Here is a 16493-nt window from a genome sequence, read left to right as displayed (position 1 = left end):
CAAAATCCATGACCTACGAATTTTTCGCCCAAACCGACCGTGGGCGCGTGCGCGCCAACAATGAAGACGCAGTGACCGTTGACCGGGATACCCAGGTGGCCATCCTTGCGGACGGCATGGGCGGATACAACGCTGGCGAAGTGGCCAGCGGTATGGCCATCACTTTCATCCGCACAGAAATGAACCGCTGGCTGGCGCAGGCAGGGCCAGAGCCGTCTTCCACGGATTTGCGCCGGGCGTTGGAGTTGTGTGTGGAAAACGCCAACCACGCCATTTTGGGCGCGTCGCTGTCCAATCCTCAGTATGCAGGCATGGGCACCACGCTGGTCGTGGGTGTGTTCCAGGGCGATCGCTTGATTTTGGGTCACATCGGGGACTCCCGTTGCTACCGCCTGCGCGCCGGAGTGTTGCAGCAAATCACGCGTGACCATTCGTGGTTGCAGGAACAGGTGGATGCAGGCATATTGACGCGGGAACAAGCAGCCGCCTCTTCCAGCCGCAATCTGGTCACCCGTGCGCTGGGGGTTGAGCCCAATGTGCAGATGGAAGTAAATGAGTTTCAGGTGGCGCCCAGCGATCTTTTCGTGATGTGCTCAGATGGCTTGACGGACATGGTCAACGATGACGATCTTGCGCAGCTGATGCGCACCCCCGCACCTCTGGAAGAAAAAGCGGCGTTGCTAATTGATACAGCCAATGCACACGGTGGGCGTGATAACGTTAGCGTATTGCTTGTGCAGGCTGCGGCGGGAGGGAAAAAACGCAGCCTCATGTCCCGTCTCTTGGGTGCCGCATGACGGGTTGCAACAAAACAAATCATCAAATCAGGAGTAGATCATCATGCCCAGAATGATCGTTTCAATCGACGGCGTTGTTATCAAAGAAGTGCAGCTCACCAAAGAGCGCACCACGCTTGGCCGCCGTCCCTATAACGACATCGTTATCGACAATCTGGCGGTGAGCGGAGAGCATGCAGCGATCCACTTGGCACCCAATGGGGTCGAGATCGAAGACCTGGGAAGCACCAACGGCACGTACGTGAACGCCAAGGCTGTGAAGCGCCAGGAGTTGCGCAATGGCGACACCGTGGAAGTGGGCAAGTACAAAATTCGATTCCTCCAGGATGCCGAGGCAGAGAACTTCGAAAAGACCATGGTTTTCAAGCCTGGGATGCTGCCTGCCCTGAACGCGGCAGCGCGACCTGGAGGGGTGGCCGCTCCGCAACCCGTGCCTTTGCATGCAGTCATCCGGGTGTTGTCCGGGGCGGCTGCTGGACGCGAGGTGTCCTTGCAAAAGGTGGTGACCACCATCGGTAAGCCAGGGGTCGCCGTGGCATCCATTACCAAGCGCATCCAGGGTTTTGTGCTGGCCCATGTGGAAGGCCCCGACATGCCCACGCTCAACGGCGTAGCGATCGGTGCAAGCCCTGTTCCTCTCAAGAGCGGCGACAAGCTGGAATTGGCCGGCACAGAGATGCAGTTCGAACAATCCTGATGGTTGTTCTGGGGGCCTTGCTGGAATTGCAATGGCCCCGCTCATCCACTGAACAGGTCTAGGTCCATGCGGAGCCTTCTGCTGTTTCGTCGCTGGCGCCGCATCTTGCTCACGCTGGTTCCACTGGTGTTTGCACTTTTGCACGTGTCCGGCAAGTTGCCCCTGCCGTTGCTCGACCGGCTTGACCAGATTTTTTACGATGCCCGCCTGCGTCTGAGCATGCCCAGGACGTTGGACGAGCGCATCGTCATTGTGGATATTGACGAGAAAAGCATCGAGCGCATTGGCCGTTGGCCCTGGGGACGGGACAAGCTCGCCATCCTGACGCAAGAGTTGTTTGCGCGCCAGCGTGTGGCCGTGCTCGGTTTTGATGTCATTTTTGCTGAGCGCGACAACAGCTCGGGACTTGCCGCGCTGCAAGCCCTGGAGCGTGGCGCGCTGGCAAAAGCCCCGGGCTTTGCCGAGCAGGTGGCCAGGTTAACGCCTTCGCTTGATCACGATGCTCTGTTCGCGCGCAGCCTGCAGGGGCAGGCGGCCGTCCTGGGTTACTACTTCACCAGCGATCGAAAGGGACACACGCAGGGTGCGCTGCCTTCCCCGGTCGTTACTCCTGCCCAATTGCGCGGACGGCCTTTGGCCGCCACGACTTGGAATGGATTTGGTGCCAACCTGGATGTGTTGGGCCAGGCGGCCCCGGTGGCGGGTTTTTTCAATACCATCAGTGACTCGGATGGTGTGATCCGCAGTCTGCCGTTGCTGGCCGAGTACCAGGGGCAGTATTACGAATCTCTGGCCCTGGGGATGTTCCGCTCCATGATGGGCATGCCAGGCGTGGAGCCCGGCTTTCCAGCCACGCCGTCGCTGGGCACCCATGAGACACTGGAAAGCGTGGTGCTGGTGGAGGGCACACGCCGCATGCCCCTGCCAGTGGACGACCGCCTCTCGATGTTGATCCCCTTTCGCGGCCCCGGTGGGCCAGATGGCGGTTCATACCAATACATTGCGGCCAGCGATGTGATCGAAGGCCGTCTTGCAGAAGGCGCTCTGGCCGACAAAATGGTGCTGGTCGGAACCTCGGCCCCAGGGTTGCAGGATGTTCGCGTCACGCCAGTCGGCCTGGTTTACCCCGGCGTAGAGGCCCATGCCAACATGTTGTCCGCATTGATGGATGGCAATGCCATAGCGATACCAGACTACGCCCGTGGCTTTGATGTACTCCAGCTGGTGTGCGCTGGGCTGGTGCTGGCCTTGGGGCTGTCGCTGCTCCCTGCGGGCGCGGGCTTGGTGCTCAGCCTGGCTGTGATCGCTGCATTGCTGGGACTGAACCTGTGGCTGTACCGAGTCCATGGCTTGGTCATGCCGCTGGCGGCCGCAGTTGCTATAGCCCTCTGTGCATCGGTGCTGAATATGGCCCACGGTTATTTTTTTGAAAGCCGTTCCAAGCGAGCCCTGGCTTCCAGGTTTCGCTCCTATGTGCCCCCCGAGCTGGTCGATGAGATGCTCAAACACCCTGAGCACTACAGCATGCAGGCCGATAACCGCGAACTCACGGTCATGTTCTGTGACATGCGCGGCTTTACGGCCCTGTCTGAATGCATGCCGCCCTTGCAACTGCAGGCGCTGCTCAATGGCGTGTTCACGCGCCTCACCCAGGTCATCCAAAGCCAGCGCGGCACCATCGATAAGTACATGGGCGATTGCGTCATGGCCTTTTGGGGAGCCCCCGTGCCCTCGCAAGACCATGCTACCTGCGCAGTGCAGGCAGCAATGGGCATGGCGCAGGCCGTGCAGCAGCTCAACCAAGAGCACCGCGCCCAAGGCTTGCCCGAGGTCGGGGTCGGCATTGGTTTGAACACCGGCACCATGTGTGTGGGCGATATGGGGTCCGACATTCGGCTTAGCTACACCGTCATTGGCGATGCAGTGAACCTGGGTTCTCGCCTGGAGGGGCTCTCCAAAACCTACGGAGTTGCGGTCATCGCCAGCGAATTTACCCAGACCCAAGCCCCGGAATTTCTTTGGCAAGAACTTGACCGGGTACGGGTCAAAGGCAAAGCCCAGGCCGTCGCGATCTACACGCCAGTGGCCGTGCATGCGCTGGCCACCCCTGAGCAAATCAGACTGGTAGAGATTTGGCGGCAATTTCTCACAGACTATCGTGCCCAAGACTGGGCAAAATGCATTGCTGCGCTGCATTTGCTACTGCAGGGTGATCCTCAATCTACGCTGTATGCGTTGTACGCAGAGCGCTTGCAAATGCTGGCAACGCAGCCTCACCTGCCGAACTGGGATGGCGCTACCAACTTTGATACCAAATGATCTGCCGTTCTCGCCCCCATTTTTTGCGACAAGACTACATGCTGGACGGCTGTGCTGATGCTCCTGTTTGCCGCTTTGTTACAGGCATGTTCCAGTGAAAGTCCGCGTCCTCGGCTGCTCAGGCGCCATTGCCCGTGATTGCCGAACCACCTCTTTTCTGGTTAATCACAACATCCTGATCGATGCAGGCACTGGGGTGGGTGATTTGACCCTGGACGAAATGTGCCAGATCGACCATGTCTTCCTGACGCACTCCCATCTGGACCATGTGGCAGCCCTGCCTCTTATGCTGGATGCGGTGTCTTCTCTGCGCAGTCAGCCCGTTCAGGTGCATGCCTTGGCGGCCACCATTGCTGCGCTGCAGGCCCATATCTTTAATAACGTTATCTGGCCAGACTTCAGCCGCATTCCGTCAGCCCAGGTTCCGTTCTTGCAGTATCGCCCTGTTGCGGAAGGCGATGTGATCCAAGTGGAAGGAACGTTGGTAAGTGTGCTGCCCGCCGTGCACACCGTGCCTGCCGTGGGCTACGCCGTGCAAGGCTCAAAAGGCTGGTGGGCTTTCAGCGGCGACACCGAGCGCAACCCTGGCCTTTGGCGTCAGCTTGAGCAACTTCCCCTGCTAAAACCATCGTTGCCCGTGGGCATGCTGGTCATTGAAACAGCCTTCAGTAACCGCGAGAGCGAACTGGCCCGCCGTAGCCTGCATTTGTCGCCCACCTCGTTAGCGGCGGAACTGGCAGATGGAGCGGCAGGGGCCAGCTACCCCATCTACATCACCCATACCAAACCCTCGGAAACCGACTTGATTCTTCAGGAGATCAACCAGATGGGACTCACCGCAAAAGCAGACATCCATTGGCTGCAGGCGGGGCAAGTGTTTGACGTGTAACGAGATATGTGCTCCGTGACATTCATGGCAGAACAAAAATGTCAATGTGACGCATGCAAGGCATCAACAAGCGAGCGTTTGACGGGCAACTGATCAGATTTTTGACCTAATCAGTGGAATTCATGGAGTCACGCAAGCTGGCACGCTATCATTCATGGAGTCACGCAAGCTGGCACGCTATCTGCTTTTGTAGAAGCAGCCTGAAGAACTTCGACAGGTTTCACTTGCAATTTACCCCGAGGAGAGATTTATGAAGCGTTTTATGCAAAAAGGTTTTACCCTGATCGAACTGATGATCGTGGTTGCGATTATCGGTATCTTGGCTGCTGTGGCCTTGCCTGCTTACCAAGACTACACCGTTCGCGCACGCGTGACTGAAGGTTTGTCGCTGGCCCAAGGCGGTAAGAAGCTGGTTGAGACGGATGCACAGACTGCAGATGAGCTCAAGGCAGTTGCTACTGCATTTAATGCGCAGGTTGGTGGCAAGGGTGCTGTCAGTAAGTACGTGTCGCAAGTTAAAATTGCTGATGACACTGGCATTGTTACCGTGGAATTCAATAAGGCCAATATTGGTGCAATTCCTGCAAACTCCACTCTCAATTATGCCCCTTACGTGCAGCTCAAAGGTGGTCCTGTTGATTTGAAAACAGCATTGGCTGGTTCTGATACGGGCTCTATTGATTGGGGCTGCGCTTCGGACGCGCAAGCAATCTCCAAAGCTCGCGGCTTGACCACCGCAGTGGGTACTCTCCCTGCCAAATACGCTCCCAGCGAGTGCCGTTGATATTGCAAAGGGTGGTTTGAATATATAACCGCTAAAGCAATAATGCAAAACGCCCGCTATGCGGGCGTTTTGCATTATTGGGCGAAAATAAATAAATTCCAAAATAAAATTGAATCCCCTGTGGTGGGTGCTTGCTTTTCTTTGAAGGGCGTGATATGTCTCGAACTAGGGCTGTAGTTTTGCATTTTTCAATTTCATTAATGCTGACTGTGGCGGTGGCGCTATTGGTTTTTTTGATTTGGTTTCCTGCCAATCTCCGGGAGCTTGCTGGGGGGCAGCATTTATTTTTGACAATAGTGGGAGTAGATCTTGTATGTGGTCCATTGCTTACTTGGCTACTTTTTAAAACCACCAAGACGCGCTTGGCATTGTGTATTGATCTGACACTGATTGCAGTGATACAGCTTGTTGCGTTGGGGTATGGGCTGTACAGCCTCGCTTGCGCGCGCCCCCTTGCTTTTGTATTTGAAGTAGATCGATTTCGCTTGGTGAGCTATGCCGATGTGCCTGCTGCTGACCTGTCTCACTTACCTGATTGGGCCAGGCCTTGGGGTTTGGGAAGTCCACGTACCGTAGGACTGAGAACCCCGGTGTCCTCGGAGGAGCGAATAGAGAGCTTTGACGCAGCCCTGCAGGGCATAGAAATTAGCCAGAGGCCCCAGCGCTGGCAGGATTACCGTTTGAACTCCGATGCGGTGCGGAGCAGGTCGCAGTCGATTGCAGCCCTGAGGTTTGCGCGTGCAGATAAAGCTGCTGTGATTGAGCGTGCGTTGAGGGAGGCAATTTCCAACAGACAAGAGGGAGAAACAGCCGATCCTAGTGCATTACTTTGGATACCTTTGGTGTCGCGCAGCACCCTTGATTGGGTAGCCATCCTTGATCCATCCACGCTGCGTATCCGAGCCTACGCCCCAGTGGATGGATTTCTCTGATTGGAAATTGAGATGTTTAATTTGAAGATTTTTCGAGTGAAAGTCCTTTGGTAATTGAGGTAAAGAACGAAAATTCTGGGCTCACAGAGGAGCTTTGTTCCATTTTATTAGTAATTTCTGGCAATTCTTCCCATTGCTGCTTAGATATTTTGTTGAGTGCAATGCCAGTCCACGCATAGCCATCCATATACCTTGCCATGAAATTATCGGTTGGGCGGTTATTAATCCAATCTTCACCTAATAGTTGCATGCTTTTGTAATCCCTGAGTGAGTGGGCTTCCAAAATGGCCAGTGCACGATTCATGTCGGCGGGCATTGATTTGCATGTCACCCATTTTGGTTTAATCCACACACCCTCTAATAGGGAGGGGGGCAAATACTTAATCGTTCTGTCTGCGAGATCAGTCAGGTTGAAGGCCAATTGGCGGCGCTGGTTTTCGGTCCAGGGTCTTTGGCAATCTCGCATGGCAGATTGAACCGTAAGTACATTGGCAGAATAGTCTTGGCGTTCTCCGCGCAATTCCAGTGCGATATTTCTGGCGCGCAATGTCAAACCATCCGCGGTGAAATGTTGGATGCTCGGCGGTGGTGTATTTCCTGGGAGTGCTGATCCTACTTGAAGTGCTTCAAGTAACGGTCGATTGACGACAGGCAAGGTTAGTAGCGTGTCTGCTGCGATGCTTTTAAATCGCGTCTTGGGGGCATCTAGGCCTAGTATGGGAAAGAAGTCCGAGTTGACGCGTTGCTCTGGATGGATGTTTCCGATGGCTCGCAGTATCCGCGCATCGGCAATCTTGCGAAATTCCAATTGGGCTGGGTGATCAATACCTTGCCTAGCGAGGTCTGCCTGCACCTTTTCATTGGCCATCAGAGAGGCCAGATCCACTTTGGGCAGCGGTCCTTTCGGGCTGGCCACAATCAAGAGATCAGACGCATTACTGAGCCATGCGCCATAGTCGGCGAATGCAGGCGTAAGTCCCTTCAAAATTGAGCCCACCAAGGCATCATCGATTTCGTAGAGTTGGATCCACTGAACAAAGAGACCGTTTTCGTTCAAGTGGCGCGGTACGAACTCATAAAACTCCTTGGAGAACAGGGCTCCAACACCGCTGATCCAGGGGTTGGAGGGTTCGGAGATGATGATGTCGTATTTGCTGCGCTGCCCGGAGAAGTAAGACTTCGCATCGTCAATGACGATGTGGGAGCGTGGGTCTTTGTAAGCACGCTCCACCCTTGGTCCGAAGGCCCTCGCGCCCTCAATCATGGCGGGCTCGATTTCAATGGTGTCTACGCTCTTGATGCGAGGGTCTGCCAGAAGGGTATGGGTGGTTAACCCAGAGCCGAAGCCAATGACTCCGACCCGCTCTGGCGCGGAATGCATTGCCAGAGGCAATGTGCCCAAGAAGACCATGGTGGGCTCATCGAGAGCGGCCGGGCGGTCGTTCTGCATCTGGATGGCAGCATCTGTTTTGCCGTTGGTCGCAATCTGTATGTTCCCGTTCGGCGACCTGACAGCCGCCACGCTGGTAGTTTTGCCATCGCGGTAATAGACGACTTCATCTGCCTTTTGCAAGGTGGCGCGCCCATGGCGGAAAACGCCCGATGCCACTGTCATCGGATCAAAGGGAATGCGCACGGCGATGATCAATGCCACCGCCACCAATGCTGCTCCCATACCGAAGCGGAGCATGTGCTTTTGGCTGTCGGCATGCATGCGCAGCAACACGAGCCCGATGATCATGTCCACCAGCGCTGCAATGCAAAGCGACAGCTTGAGGCCTAAAGTAGGGATGAGCAGGTGAATGGCGGTGAACACTCCAACAATCGAGCCCAGTGTGTTCCATGCATAGACACGGCCAATAGCGCGCTCTCCTTGCCCGTTGCGTAGCAGGGCTACGGTGAACAATGGCAATGTAGTGCCTGCAAAAAAAGCGGCAGGCAGCATGATGGCGATAGCAATGGAGGCTGTCCCTAGGTTGAACAAACCGTAGCCAGCGTCAGTCTTGGCAAGTCCCTGTATCAGCCAGCCAACCCAGGCGAAGGTGTTGGCATACACCGCCAGCGATGCCAGTGCTGCAACGCCCATGAACACCTGCATCCAGCCAGCTAGGCGGAGTGGAGAGTCTGTCTGGTCCGCACGCTTTCTAACCCACAAGCCACCAAGAGCGATGCCCGCGATAAATGAGGCCAGCATGAGCTCGAACGCATGCATGGTGCTGCCTACAGCCATGCTCAGCATGCGGATCCAAATGATTTCGTATGCAAACGATGCGGCACCGGACAATGCCGTGCTGAACAGCACTACGCGTAGCAAAGGATTGCTTGAGAGCCGATGGTCGGAGGGCGTAGACGTCACTTTGGCAACAGGGGCCTCGGGCTCTGGTTCAAGCGCCAGCCACCATGCTAGGCCAGCCACAACAAAGTTCAATACTCCAGCGACCTTCATCGCTCCGGGCAGCCCAATGGTGGGCAACAGCACAAACACGGCGACGAGTGCGCCGATCGCAGCACCGATACTGTTGGTGAAGTAGAGTCCTCCAAGGGTCTGTCCATCACTGCCTGAAAAGCGGCGGATCAAGCCCCCGCTCATCAGTGGAAATGTCATGCCGAGCAAGATGGTTTGAGGAAGGATCAGCGCGGCGGCAACGAGCCAGCGTGCGAGGTTGATCGACCAAGGCTCACCCAGCGCAGGAATCAGGGTGTCATAACTGAAGGCCGCCACGCTGGTGAACAAGGTGTGGAACAACAGGCCAAGGACGCCAATCACTGCTTCGATGATGGCGTAGCCACGGATAAGGTTGCGCCAGCGCTGTCCCGCATGGGCAATCCAGGCGGCACCAATGGCCATACCCCCCATAAAAATGGCCAAAACCAATGCTTGTGCGTAAGCAGCATGCCCTAGAAATAATCCAAGGTAGTGTGTCCAGATAGATTGATAGATCAACCCTGCAAAGCCAGAAAGGACAAAAATGGCTAACAGACCTGTCCGTAATCTCTCAGGCGATAACTTTTTCAATTAAATGACTCCCTGTGTTTTTGAATGAGGTATTGCAAGCAAAATTGGGCCCAGCCAGCTCAATGGCAAACCTTGCTTGGTAAGTTCTGGGCTATCAGCTGGTGTGGAGCGTCTGCGCTTTCCATTCGCCACTCTTCCCTCCCCGCTTCTCCCTTACCCCCACCTCCGTAATCACCATCCCCCGATCTGCCGCCTTGCACATGTCATAAATCGTCAGCAAGGCAATCTGTACGGCGGTCAGCGCTTCCATCTCCACCCCGGTTTGCCCCACGGTCTCTACCGTCGCTGAACAAAATATGCCTGTAGCGCCCTGTACACGGACGCTGGCAGCTTCAAATTCAATAGCAACCCGCGTTAGTGCCAGGGGATGGCACAGCGGGATCAAATCGCTGGTTTTCTTGGCGGCCATGATGCCGGCGATGCGGGCGATGCCCAGAACATCCCCTTTTTTGGCGGTGCCCGATTCAATCAGTGCCAAGGTTCCGGGCTGCATTTCGATGCGGCCGGTGGCTACTGCGATGCGGTGGGTGGCTGCCTTGGCGCCTACGTCGACCATGTGGGCCTGGCCTTGGGCGTCGAAGTGGGTGAGGGGGGATGTGGGGTGGGGGGCGTTGGCGGTTTCGGAGGTGTTTGGTGTTTTGGAGGTCATGGTCTTGGCCTGGGCAAGCACGTTGGGTTGCAAACGTGTGCGAAACAATTGGGATGTCGGGGCATCATACGGTCATGCATCGCCAAGTGAGCGTTGTGGCCGATGGACGGCGCCAGGGAGACCACAAGTGTTGATATTGGGTAAAAAAAGGCCGCTAGCGCAGGTGTGTCAAGCGCTGGCAGCTTCTCTTTTGATAGCGACAAGCGCATTTGCCCCGGCGGTGGCGCATGCCCAGGCTGGGCTGCCCACGCTGGGGGATGGCAGCGATTTGACCAGCAGCGAGGAGCGGCGCCTGGGCGACCGCATCATCCGTGAGCTGTACCGTGACCCGGATTACATCGATGACCCGGTGATTGCCGAGTATGTGCAGGGCATTTGGCAGCCGTTGATTGCAGCGGCGCGTTCGCGGGGGGAGTTGTCTGCCGAGTTGGACGAGCGTTTTGCCTGGGAGGTGCTGCTGGGCCGAGACCGCACGGTGAACGCATTTGCGCTGCCTGGGGGCTACCTGGGGTTGCACCTGGGGTTGATCGGCGTGGTGGGCACGCGCGATGAGTTGGCTTCGGTGCTGGCGCACGAGCTGAGCCATGTCACGCAGCGGCATATCTCACGGCTGCTCACGCAGCAAAGCCGCCAGACGCCGCTGCTGCTGGGGGCGATGGTGCTGGGCGCGCTGGCGGCCAGCAAGAACCCTGGCGCCACACAGGCGCTGGTGGTGGGCGGGCAGGCCGTGGCGATGCAGAACCAGTTGAATTTTTCGCGCGATATGGAGCGCGAGGCGGACCGGGTGGGCATGGGCCTGATGGAGCCTGCCGGGTTTGCTCCCGAGGGGTTTGTGGGCATGTTTGAAAAACTGCAGCAGGCCAACCGCATCAACGACAACGGCAGCTGGCCCTATTTGCGCAGCCACCCGCTCACCACACAGCGCATGGCCGACATGCAGTCGCGTCTGCCCTCGGGTGGGCTGACGGCAGGCCGTGCATCGGTGTTGGTGGCGGAGCACGCCATGGTGTCAGCGCGGGCGCGGGTGCTGTCCAACCCCGGCGTGGATGTGTTGCGCCAGTGGATTGCCGAGCCGCAGGGCACGGGCTTTGCAGCCCTGCCCCTGGCGCGCAAAGCGGGTGTCTTGTATGCGGCAGCGCTGGGCAGCAGCCAGTTGCGCGATGGGGCTGCGGCCCGCCGTTGGGCAGGGCAATTGCAGCAACTGGTGAAGGGGGATATGGCTGCGGCCCGCGTGGCGCAGTTGTTGGTGGCCGAGCTGGAGCTGGCCGCTGGCAATGCCCCAGCCGCCCTGGCCGCCATGCCTGCGGGGGATACCCGCCGCCCCGAAATCTTGCTGCGCACACAGATCGTCTTGCGCACGGGCCAGCCAGGTTTGCAGGAGGTCACCAGCCCGTTGCAAACCTGGCTGGCCACTCACCCCCGCGACGCTGGGGCCTGGCAGGCCTTGGCGGGGGTGTGGAATGCACAAAACCAGCCTTTGCGCGCCGTGCGGGCCGAGGCCGAGGCGCAAGTGTCGCGCTACGACTACGCGGCGGCGGTAGACCGCTTCAAGGCGGGCCAGGATCTGGCGCGGCGCAGCACCTTGGCCGACGATCACTTCGAAGCGTCGATCATCGACACCCGCCTGCGGGCGATGCAGCTACTGCTTCGTGAACAGGCCGCCGAGCGCTGATTCGATCACCAGGCCGAGCGCTGAGTAAATCAACGACCCGAGCAGCGCTGCGCCGAAGCCGTTGACGTGGAAGCCGTCGAGCACCCCGGCGGCGGCCCAGAACATCAGCGCGTTGATGACAAACAGGAACAAGCCGACGGTGACCACGGTGACCGGCAGCGTCAGGATAACCAGCACCGGTCGCAGCACGGCGTTGAACAGACCAATGACAAAGGCCGCAATCAGCGCCGAGCCAAAGCTCTGCACTTGCACGCCGCTGTAGATGTAGGCCACACACAGCAGCGCTGCGGCGCTGAGCAGCCATTTCAGAAGGATTTTCATGGCGCCAGAATAGCACCGCAGGGGGCTTGTGGGGGCTTGCAGATGGCCCTGCGGCGAAGGCGATGGGCGCCTGCTTTGGAGGCAGTTATTGGGGCGAAGCCGCGCTCAGTCCAGAGCCAGAGCCCACAAGGTGCCGCAGCCGGTGAGCACGCTGCCCAGCACGCGGGGCCAGTGGCTAGGCCTGGGTGCAGGCTTGGGCGCCAGCTCGGTGGCGGCCCGGGGTGTCAGGGGCTGCGGCGCAGCCTCGGTGCTTCTGGGCTTGCGCGCATCCATCACCGGTGCTGTGCGGCTTCCGTTGGCTTGCAAATCGGCTTGCAGTTGCTCGGTCAGTTCGGCCAAAGGGCCTTTGGCCAACACCGTGGTGACCTGTGCGGAAGACAGGCCCACGGTGGCGATGATCTGAGCAAACAGCTTGTCGGCCCATTTGGTGCGCCAACTCTCGCGGGCGCTGTGGCTGACCCACTTGCTCACGCGGTGTGTCATGCGGGGCGCGCAGGCCACCAGTACCCAGTGCTGGTGGGCCGCAGGGGTGCGGGCTAGCAGGGGGGCCAACAATTGCTGCGCATGGTCAGCGTCGTCCACGTACACAATGATTTTGTCCATGTCGTTGACCGCCTGGGTGGATGGTTTCAAGAATGCAGCTGAGCGTGCTGGGCCGCTCTGCCCTGGAGGCGAGCCAGGTGGGGCATGGAGTGGCCCGACCTGGCTTGTTGTGGCCACCAGGCGCAATGGCGGCGCCTGGTGTCTTGGAGTATCAGCCGTGGGCTGCGTCGCCGCCGGTGGTGCGGCGAGACACGATGAACTTGCCTACTGCCAGGACGATCAAGGCACCGGCCACGCTGGCGCCGTACTTCACGACGTCAGACTGCGGCATCTTGAACATCCACTGCCACTTGTCAGGGTTGGCGAAGACAGGGTCGGTGACCAGCATGCCGCCCGCAATCCAGCCCAGCAGCATGCCGCCCAGCGTGATGATGAGGGGGAAGCGCTCCATCAGCTTGATGACCAACTGACTGCCCCAGACGATGATCGGGATGGAAATCAGCAGGCCCAGCACCACCAGCAGGAAGGAGTGCTCGCCCGCATTCTGTGCGGCGCCGGCGATGGCAATCACGTTGTCCACGCTCATCACCAGATCGGCCACGATGATGGTCTTGATGGCGGCCAGCAGCTTGTCGCTGCCTTGCACGTCGCCATGGCCGTCTTCATCCGGGGCCAGCAGCTTCACGCCAATCCATACCAGCAGCAGTGCGCCGACGAACTTGAGGAAAGGCAGTGCCAGCAGCGTCATGGCGAAGGCGATCAGGATGACGCGCAAGATGATGGCGCCCGCAGTGCCCCAGATGATGCCCTTGGTGCGCTGCGCGGGGGGCAGCTTGCGGCAGGCCAGGGCGATCACGACGGCGTTGTCGCCGCCGAGCAAGATGTCGATGATGATGATCTGGCCCAGTGCAAGCCAAAATTCGGGCGAAGCCAAAAAGTCCATAAAGTCCTCGGTGTTCTAGGTCAAAAGGAGTTTTCCGTTGCCATTGCGGCGCCGGATCTGTCCGTCAGAGTGCTCTGGCCAGCTTCGAGGAAATCAGGGAGCCTGCCAGCAAACGAACCGCTTGGGCGAAGGACGACCTTGATCACCCCGCGACGGGGCCATCAAAGGTCTTGCTCGGCACACTGGATGGGTGTGCACAACGGGCCGGGTGGCTTGTGGGCGCCACCGTACTGACGACCCGTTGACTTTGCTGCAAGACCTGATCGACACAGGCTTTGCAAGCGATGGGAGCTACTCCCCTTTGGAGTGTGGGGCATTGTAAGAATTTCCTTCACGCCGTAGGTTTTTTCTAAAAAACCATTCGCAGCGAGCGGGAATGGCCAGAAAAACGGGGGGTGTGCTGTACGAACAATTACGCATAGGGTGAAGGGGTTTACTTACCTAAACTCTTCGCCCACGGCTGCGACTTGCGCATCCCCCCAACGTGGGCGGCTTCCCCAGCGCAAGCAGCCCTCTACCCCAGGACGGAGACATCAATGGAATTACTTTCGAGCCAAGCATTCTGGATCGGGCTGGCCCAGATCATCTGGATCAACATCATCCTCTCTGGCGACAACGCCGTGGTGATCGCCCTGGCGGCCCGCAGCCTGGAGCCGCGCCAGCAAAAACTGGCCATTTTCTGGGGCACAGCGGCGGCGGTGGTGCTGCGGGTGGTGTTGACCGTTGTGGCCGTCAAGCTCATGGCACTGCCTTGGTTGCAACTGGTGGGCGGCATCTTGCTGCTGTGGATTGGCGTGCAATTGCTCAATGACGGCGATGACGAAGAAGACGAAGGCGAGAACAAGCAAAGTGGTTTGATGGCGGCCATTCGCACGATCCTGGTGGCTGACTTGGTGATGAGCCTGGACAACGTGATTGGCGTGGCCGCAGCGGCCAACGGCGACATGGTTTTGCTGGTGCTGGGCTTGGCCATCGCCATTCCGATTGTGATTTTTGGCAGCACGCTGATGATCAAGGTGATGACGCGTTATCCCGTCATCGTGACCCTGGGCGCGGCCCTGATTGGCTGGGTGGGCGGTGAAACCATCGTCTCCGACAAGATGCTCGAGCCCATCGTGCCCCACCACTCGGTGGGCTTTTACGCCGCCGCCGCGCTGGGTGCCGTGCTGGTGGTGGCCACAGGCAAATACCTGCAAAGCCGCAAGACCTCCAAGGTCGCTGCCGCCTGACGCCACTGACGCACCTCCAGGCTTTGGCCTGACCATCCCCGCCACGGCCTGCGCTGTGGCGGGGATTTTTCATGGGGAGACCCTGCAGCGGTGGCGGTGCCCTGCGGCGGCTATGATCCAGCCCCCTTTCCTCCCGCCCCGGTTTTGCCATGCCCCTGCTGCGCGCAGCGGCCCGGCCGTCCTTGCGTCCATGACCGCCATTCACATCACCGACATCGAAGCAGCCATCAACCATTGGCGCGAGCGCGCGCCTGCCTGCACGGGCATGGCGCTGGCGCCGCAGGTGCAGGCGCTGGCCGAGGTGTATGCGTTGATGGTGTACCGGCACGACGATGCGGTGGACGAGGACCGCTTGCCGCCCGAAGCGCTACAGGCCTGGATGGGCTGGTACGACACCACCCCCGACACGCCCTGCATCGCCATTTGCTCCACCAGCCAGGGCGATGATCTGTGCAAAGGCTGTGGCCGCACCTTTGACGAGGTGCAGCATTGGCCCGCCATGACGCCTGGTGCCAAGCGCCAGGTGTGGCGCCGGATCACACTGGAGCACTCGGCTTGGCGCTTCAACCGCTATGCCGAGCGAGCGGCGGAAGGTCGCTTCACCGGGCCAACATCGCATGCACCTGTGCGCGCACCCTCGGCCTGAGAGGGCGTCCGGGTCCGCAGGCCTGTACGTGCGATGCTCCAACGGTTAAGGTGGGTCTATGCTGCGCCTGACCCAAGCCCCCAACATCGCGATTGCGACTGTGTGGGCCGACTTGTTGTGTGAAGCAGGCATGACCGCTTCGGTTCAGCGCCAATACCTGGGGGCTGCCGCCGGGCACCTGCCGCCCGACCAATGTCTGCCCGAGATTTGGCTGGACTACGACGAACACGCTGACCGCGCCCGGGCGTTGCTGCAAGACCTTCAGAACCTGCCCCAGCGCCTGTGGGCCTGCCGTTGCGGAGAGACGGTGGAGGGCGGCTTTGAGCAGTGCTGGCAATGCGGTGCTCTCATGCCGCGCGACTGAGTTTTGCTATCAAATAAATAGCTTCTAGCGCTTGATTTTCAAGCGCTAGCGCCTGTTTTTGTCAATAATGCAGCGCTGCTGGGTTGCGTCGCCTATGGGCGTCACTTCCAGCGCACCGGCTCCACGTGCACGCTGCCCAGGTTGCTGCTCAGCGTCAGCGCACCCTCTTGCACGGTGGCTTGCAGTTGCATGCTGCGCTCGGCCATGGCCGCCATGGCCTGTGATGCCTCGGTGGGGATGCGCCAGACCTGCAGCTTGTCCAGGCGCGACAGCTTGGATTCCATGCCCTTCCACCACACTTCTGACGCGTGGTTGAAGCAGTAAACGAGCACCGAGTCGGCCTTGCTGCAGGCCTTGGTCAGCGGCTTGTCCTCGGGCTGCCCCACCTCGATCCACACGCGCTTGCGGCCCGTGAAGTCGGTGAGCGATGCATCCGGGTCATCCGGGTCCGACAGCCCTGCGCCAAAGGCCAGTGTGGCATCGCCATTGCACAGGTCGTTGAGCTGGTGCGCCTGGATGGCCAGGGCCGCCAGCCGCACCATCATGCGTTCATCCGTCTCGCTGGGGTGGCGGGCCAGGGTGAGGGCATGGTCGGCGTAGTAGCCGTGGTCGATGTCGGCGATTTGCAGGTTCGCCTTGAAGATGGTGGATTTGATGGCCATGGGGTGTATCAAAAACAAGAGCTGCCAGCG

General features: G+C 59.0%; 16 protein-coding genes. 10 read left to right on the top strand and 6 right to left on the bottom strand.

What is annotated here, in order from left to right; translation table 11 throughout:
* The first annotated feature begins 8 nt into the window (after positions 1–8).
* The 6 genes from CLU88_RS14585 (at position 9) to CLU88_RS22830 (ending at position 6418) form a co-directional block, all read left to right on the top strand.
* Positions 9–797, top strand: coding sequence for a Stp1/IreP family PP2C-type Ser/Thr phosphatase (locus tag CLU88_RS14585; protein WP_099657211.1), 789 nt, complete (start codon positions 9–11; stop codon positions 795–797).
* A gap of 43 nt (positions 798–840) precedes the next feature.
* A complete protein-coding gene (locus CLU88_RS14580; protein ID WP_099657210.1) occupies positions 841–1494 on the top strand; it encodes an FHA domain-containing protein in 654 nt (217 codons plus the stop codon).
* Positions 1495–1560: 66 nt separating this feature from the next.
* The gene (locus tag CLU88_RS14575; RefSeq protein ID WP_099657209.1) at positions 1561–3813 is read left to right on the top strand and encodes a CHASE2 domain-containing protein; all 2253 of its coding nucleotides are present in this window, start codon (positions 1561–1563) and stop codon (positions 3811–3813) included.
* Between the two features lie 94 nt (positions 3814–3907).
* Positions 3908–4702, top strand: coding sequence for an MBL fold metallo-hydrolase (locus tag CLU88_RS14570; protein ID WP_099657208.1), 795 nt, complete (start codon positions 3908–3910; stop codon positions 4700–4702).
* 250 nt (positions 4703–4952) lie between these two features.
* Entirely contained in the window at positions 4953–5486 is a 534-nt protein-coding gene (locus CLU88_RS14565; RefSeq protein ID WP_199173456.1) for a pilin, read from the top strand.
* A gap of 131 nt (positions 5487–5617) precedes the next feature.
* Positions 5618–6418, top strand: coding sequence for a hypothetical protein (locus CLU88_RS22830; RefSeq protein ID WP_143226010.1), 801 nt, complete (start codon positions 5618–5620; stop codon positions 6416–6418).
* Positions 6419–6434: 16 nt separating this feature from the next.
* Here the strand turns inward: CLU88_RS22830 and CLU88_RS14560 are convergent, their stop codons facing one another.
* On the bottom strand, positions 6435–9434 hold the full coding sequence (locus CLU88_RS14560; protein WP_099657207.1) for a fused MFS/spermidine synthase: 3000 nt from the start codon (positions 9432–9434) through the stop codon (positions 6435–6437).
* 94 nt (positions 9435–9528) lie between these two features.
* Entirely contained in the window at positions 9529–10083 is a 555-nt protein-coding gene (gene moaC / locus CLU88_RS14555; RefSeq protein ID WP_099657206.1) for a cyclic pyranopterin monophosphate synthase MoaC, read from the bottom strand.
* A 163-nt stretch (positions 10084–10246) separates the two neighbouring features.
* On the opposite strand from moaC, the gene CLU88_RS14550 reads away from it, so the two are divergent.
* Positions 10247–11755: a M48 family metalloprotease gene (locus tag CLU88_RS14550; RefSeq protein ID WP_369827648.1), complete on the top strand. Its 1509-nt coding sequence runs from the start codon at positions 10247–10249 to the stop codon at positions 11753–11755.
* On the opposite strand, the gene CLU88_RS14545 is transcribed toward CLU88_RS14550, so the two are convergent.
* The 3 genes from CLU88_RS14545 to CLU88_RS14535 all read right to left on the bottom strand — a co-directional run bounded on the left by CLU88_RS14545 (position 11723) and on the right by CLU88_RS14535 (position 13562).
* Positions 11723–12076: a phage holin family protein gene (locus tag CLU88_RS14545; protein WP_099657204.1), complete on the bottom strand. Its 354-nt coding sequence runs from the start codon at positions 12074–12076 to the stop codon at positions 11723–11725. The genes CLU88_RS14550 and CLU88_RS14545 overlap by 33 nt on opposite strands.
* 105 nt (positions 12077–12181) lie before the next feature.
* Positions 12182–12679: a hypothetical protein gene (locus tag CLU88_RS14540; protein ID WP_099657203.1), complete on the bottom strand. Its 498-nt coding sequence runs from the start codon at positions 12677–12679 to the stop codon at positions 12182–12184.
* A 151-nt stretch (positions 12680–12830) separates the two neighbouring features.
* Complete coding sequence (locus CLU88_RS14535; RefSeq protein WP_099657202.1) at positions 12831–13562, bottom strand: TerC family protein; 732 nt, start codon at positions 13560–13562, stop codon at positions 12831–12833.
* A gap of 536 nt (positions 13563–14098) precedes the next feature.
* Here CLU88_RS14535 and CLU88_RS14530 point away from each other — a divergent pair.
* The 3 genes from CLU88_RS14530 (at position 14099) to CLU88_RS14520 (ending at position 15801) form a co-directional block, all read left to right on the top strand.
* Positions 14099–14791, top strand: a complete 693-nt coding sequence (locus tag CLU88_RS14530) for a TerC family protein (protein ID WP_099657201.1) — start codon at positions 14099–14101, stop codon at positions 14789–14791.
* Between the two features lie 190 nt (positions 14792–14981).
* Complete coding sequence (locus CLU88_RS14525) at positions 14982–15437, top strand: DUF3717 domain-containing protein (protein WP_099657200.1); 456 nt, start codon at positions 14982–14984, stop codon at positions 15435–15437.
* A 58-nt stretch (positions 15438–15495) separates the two neighbouring features.
* Positions 15496–15801, top strand: a complete 306-nt coding sequence (locus CLU88_RS14520) for a hypothetical protein (RefSeq protein WP_099657199.1) — start codon at positions 15496–15498, stop codon at positions 15799–15801.
* A 101-nt stretch (positions 15802–15902) separates the two neighbouring features.
* Here the strand turns inward: CLU88_RS14520 and CLU88_RS14515 are convergent, their stop codons facing one another.
* A complete protein-coding gene (locus tag CLU88_RS14515) occupies positions 15903–16463 on the bottom strand; it encodes a YaeQ family protein (RefSeq protein ID WP_099658894.1) in 561 nt (186 codons plus the stop codon).
* Between the last annotated feature and the right edge of the window lie 30 nt (positions 16464–16493).

The organism is Acidovorax sp. 56 (assembly GCF_002749705.1).
GTDB lineage: Bacteria > Pseudomonadota > Gammaproteobacteria > Burkholderiales > Burkholderiaceae_C > Acidovorax.
This window is presented reverse-complemented; position numbering and strand designations above follow the sequence as displayed.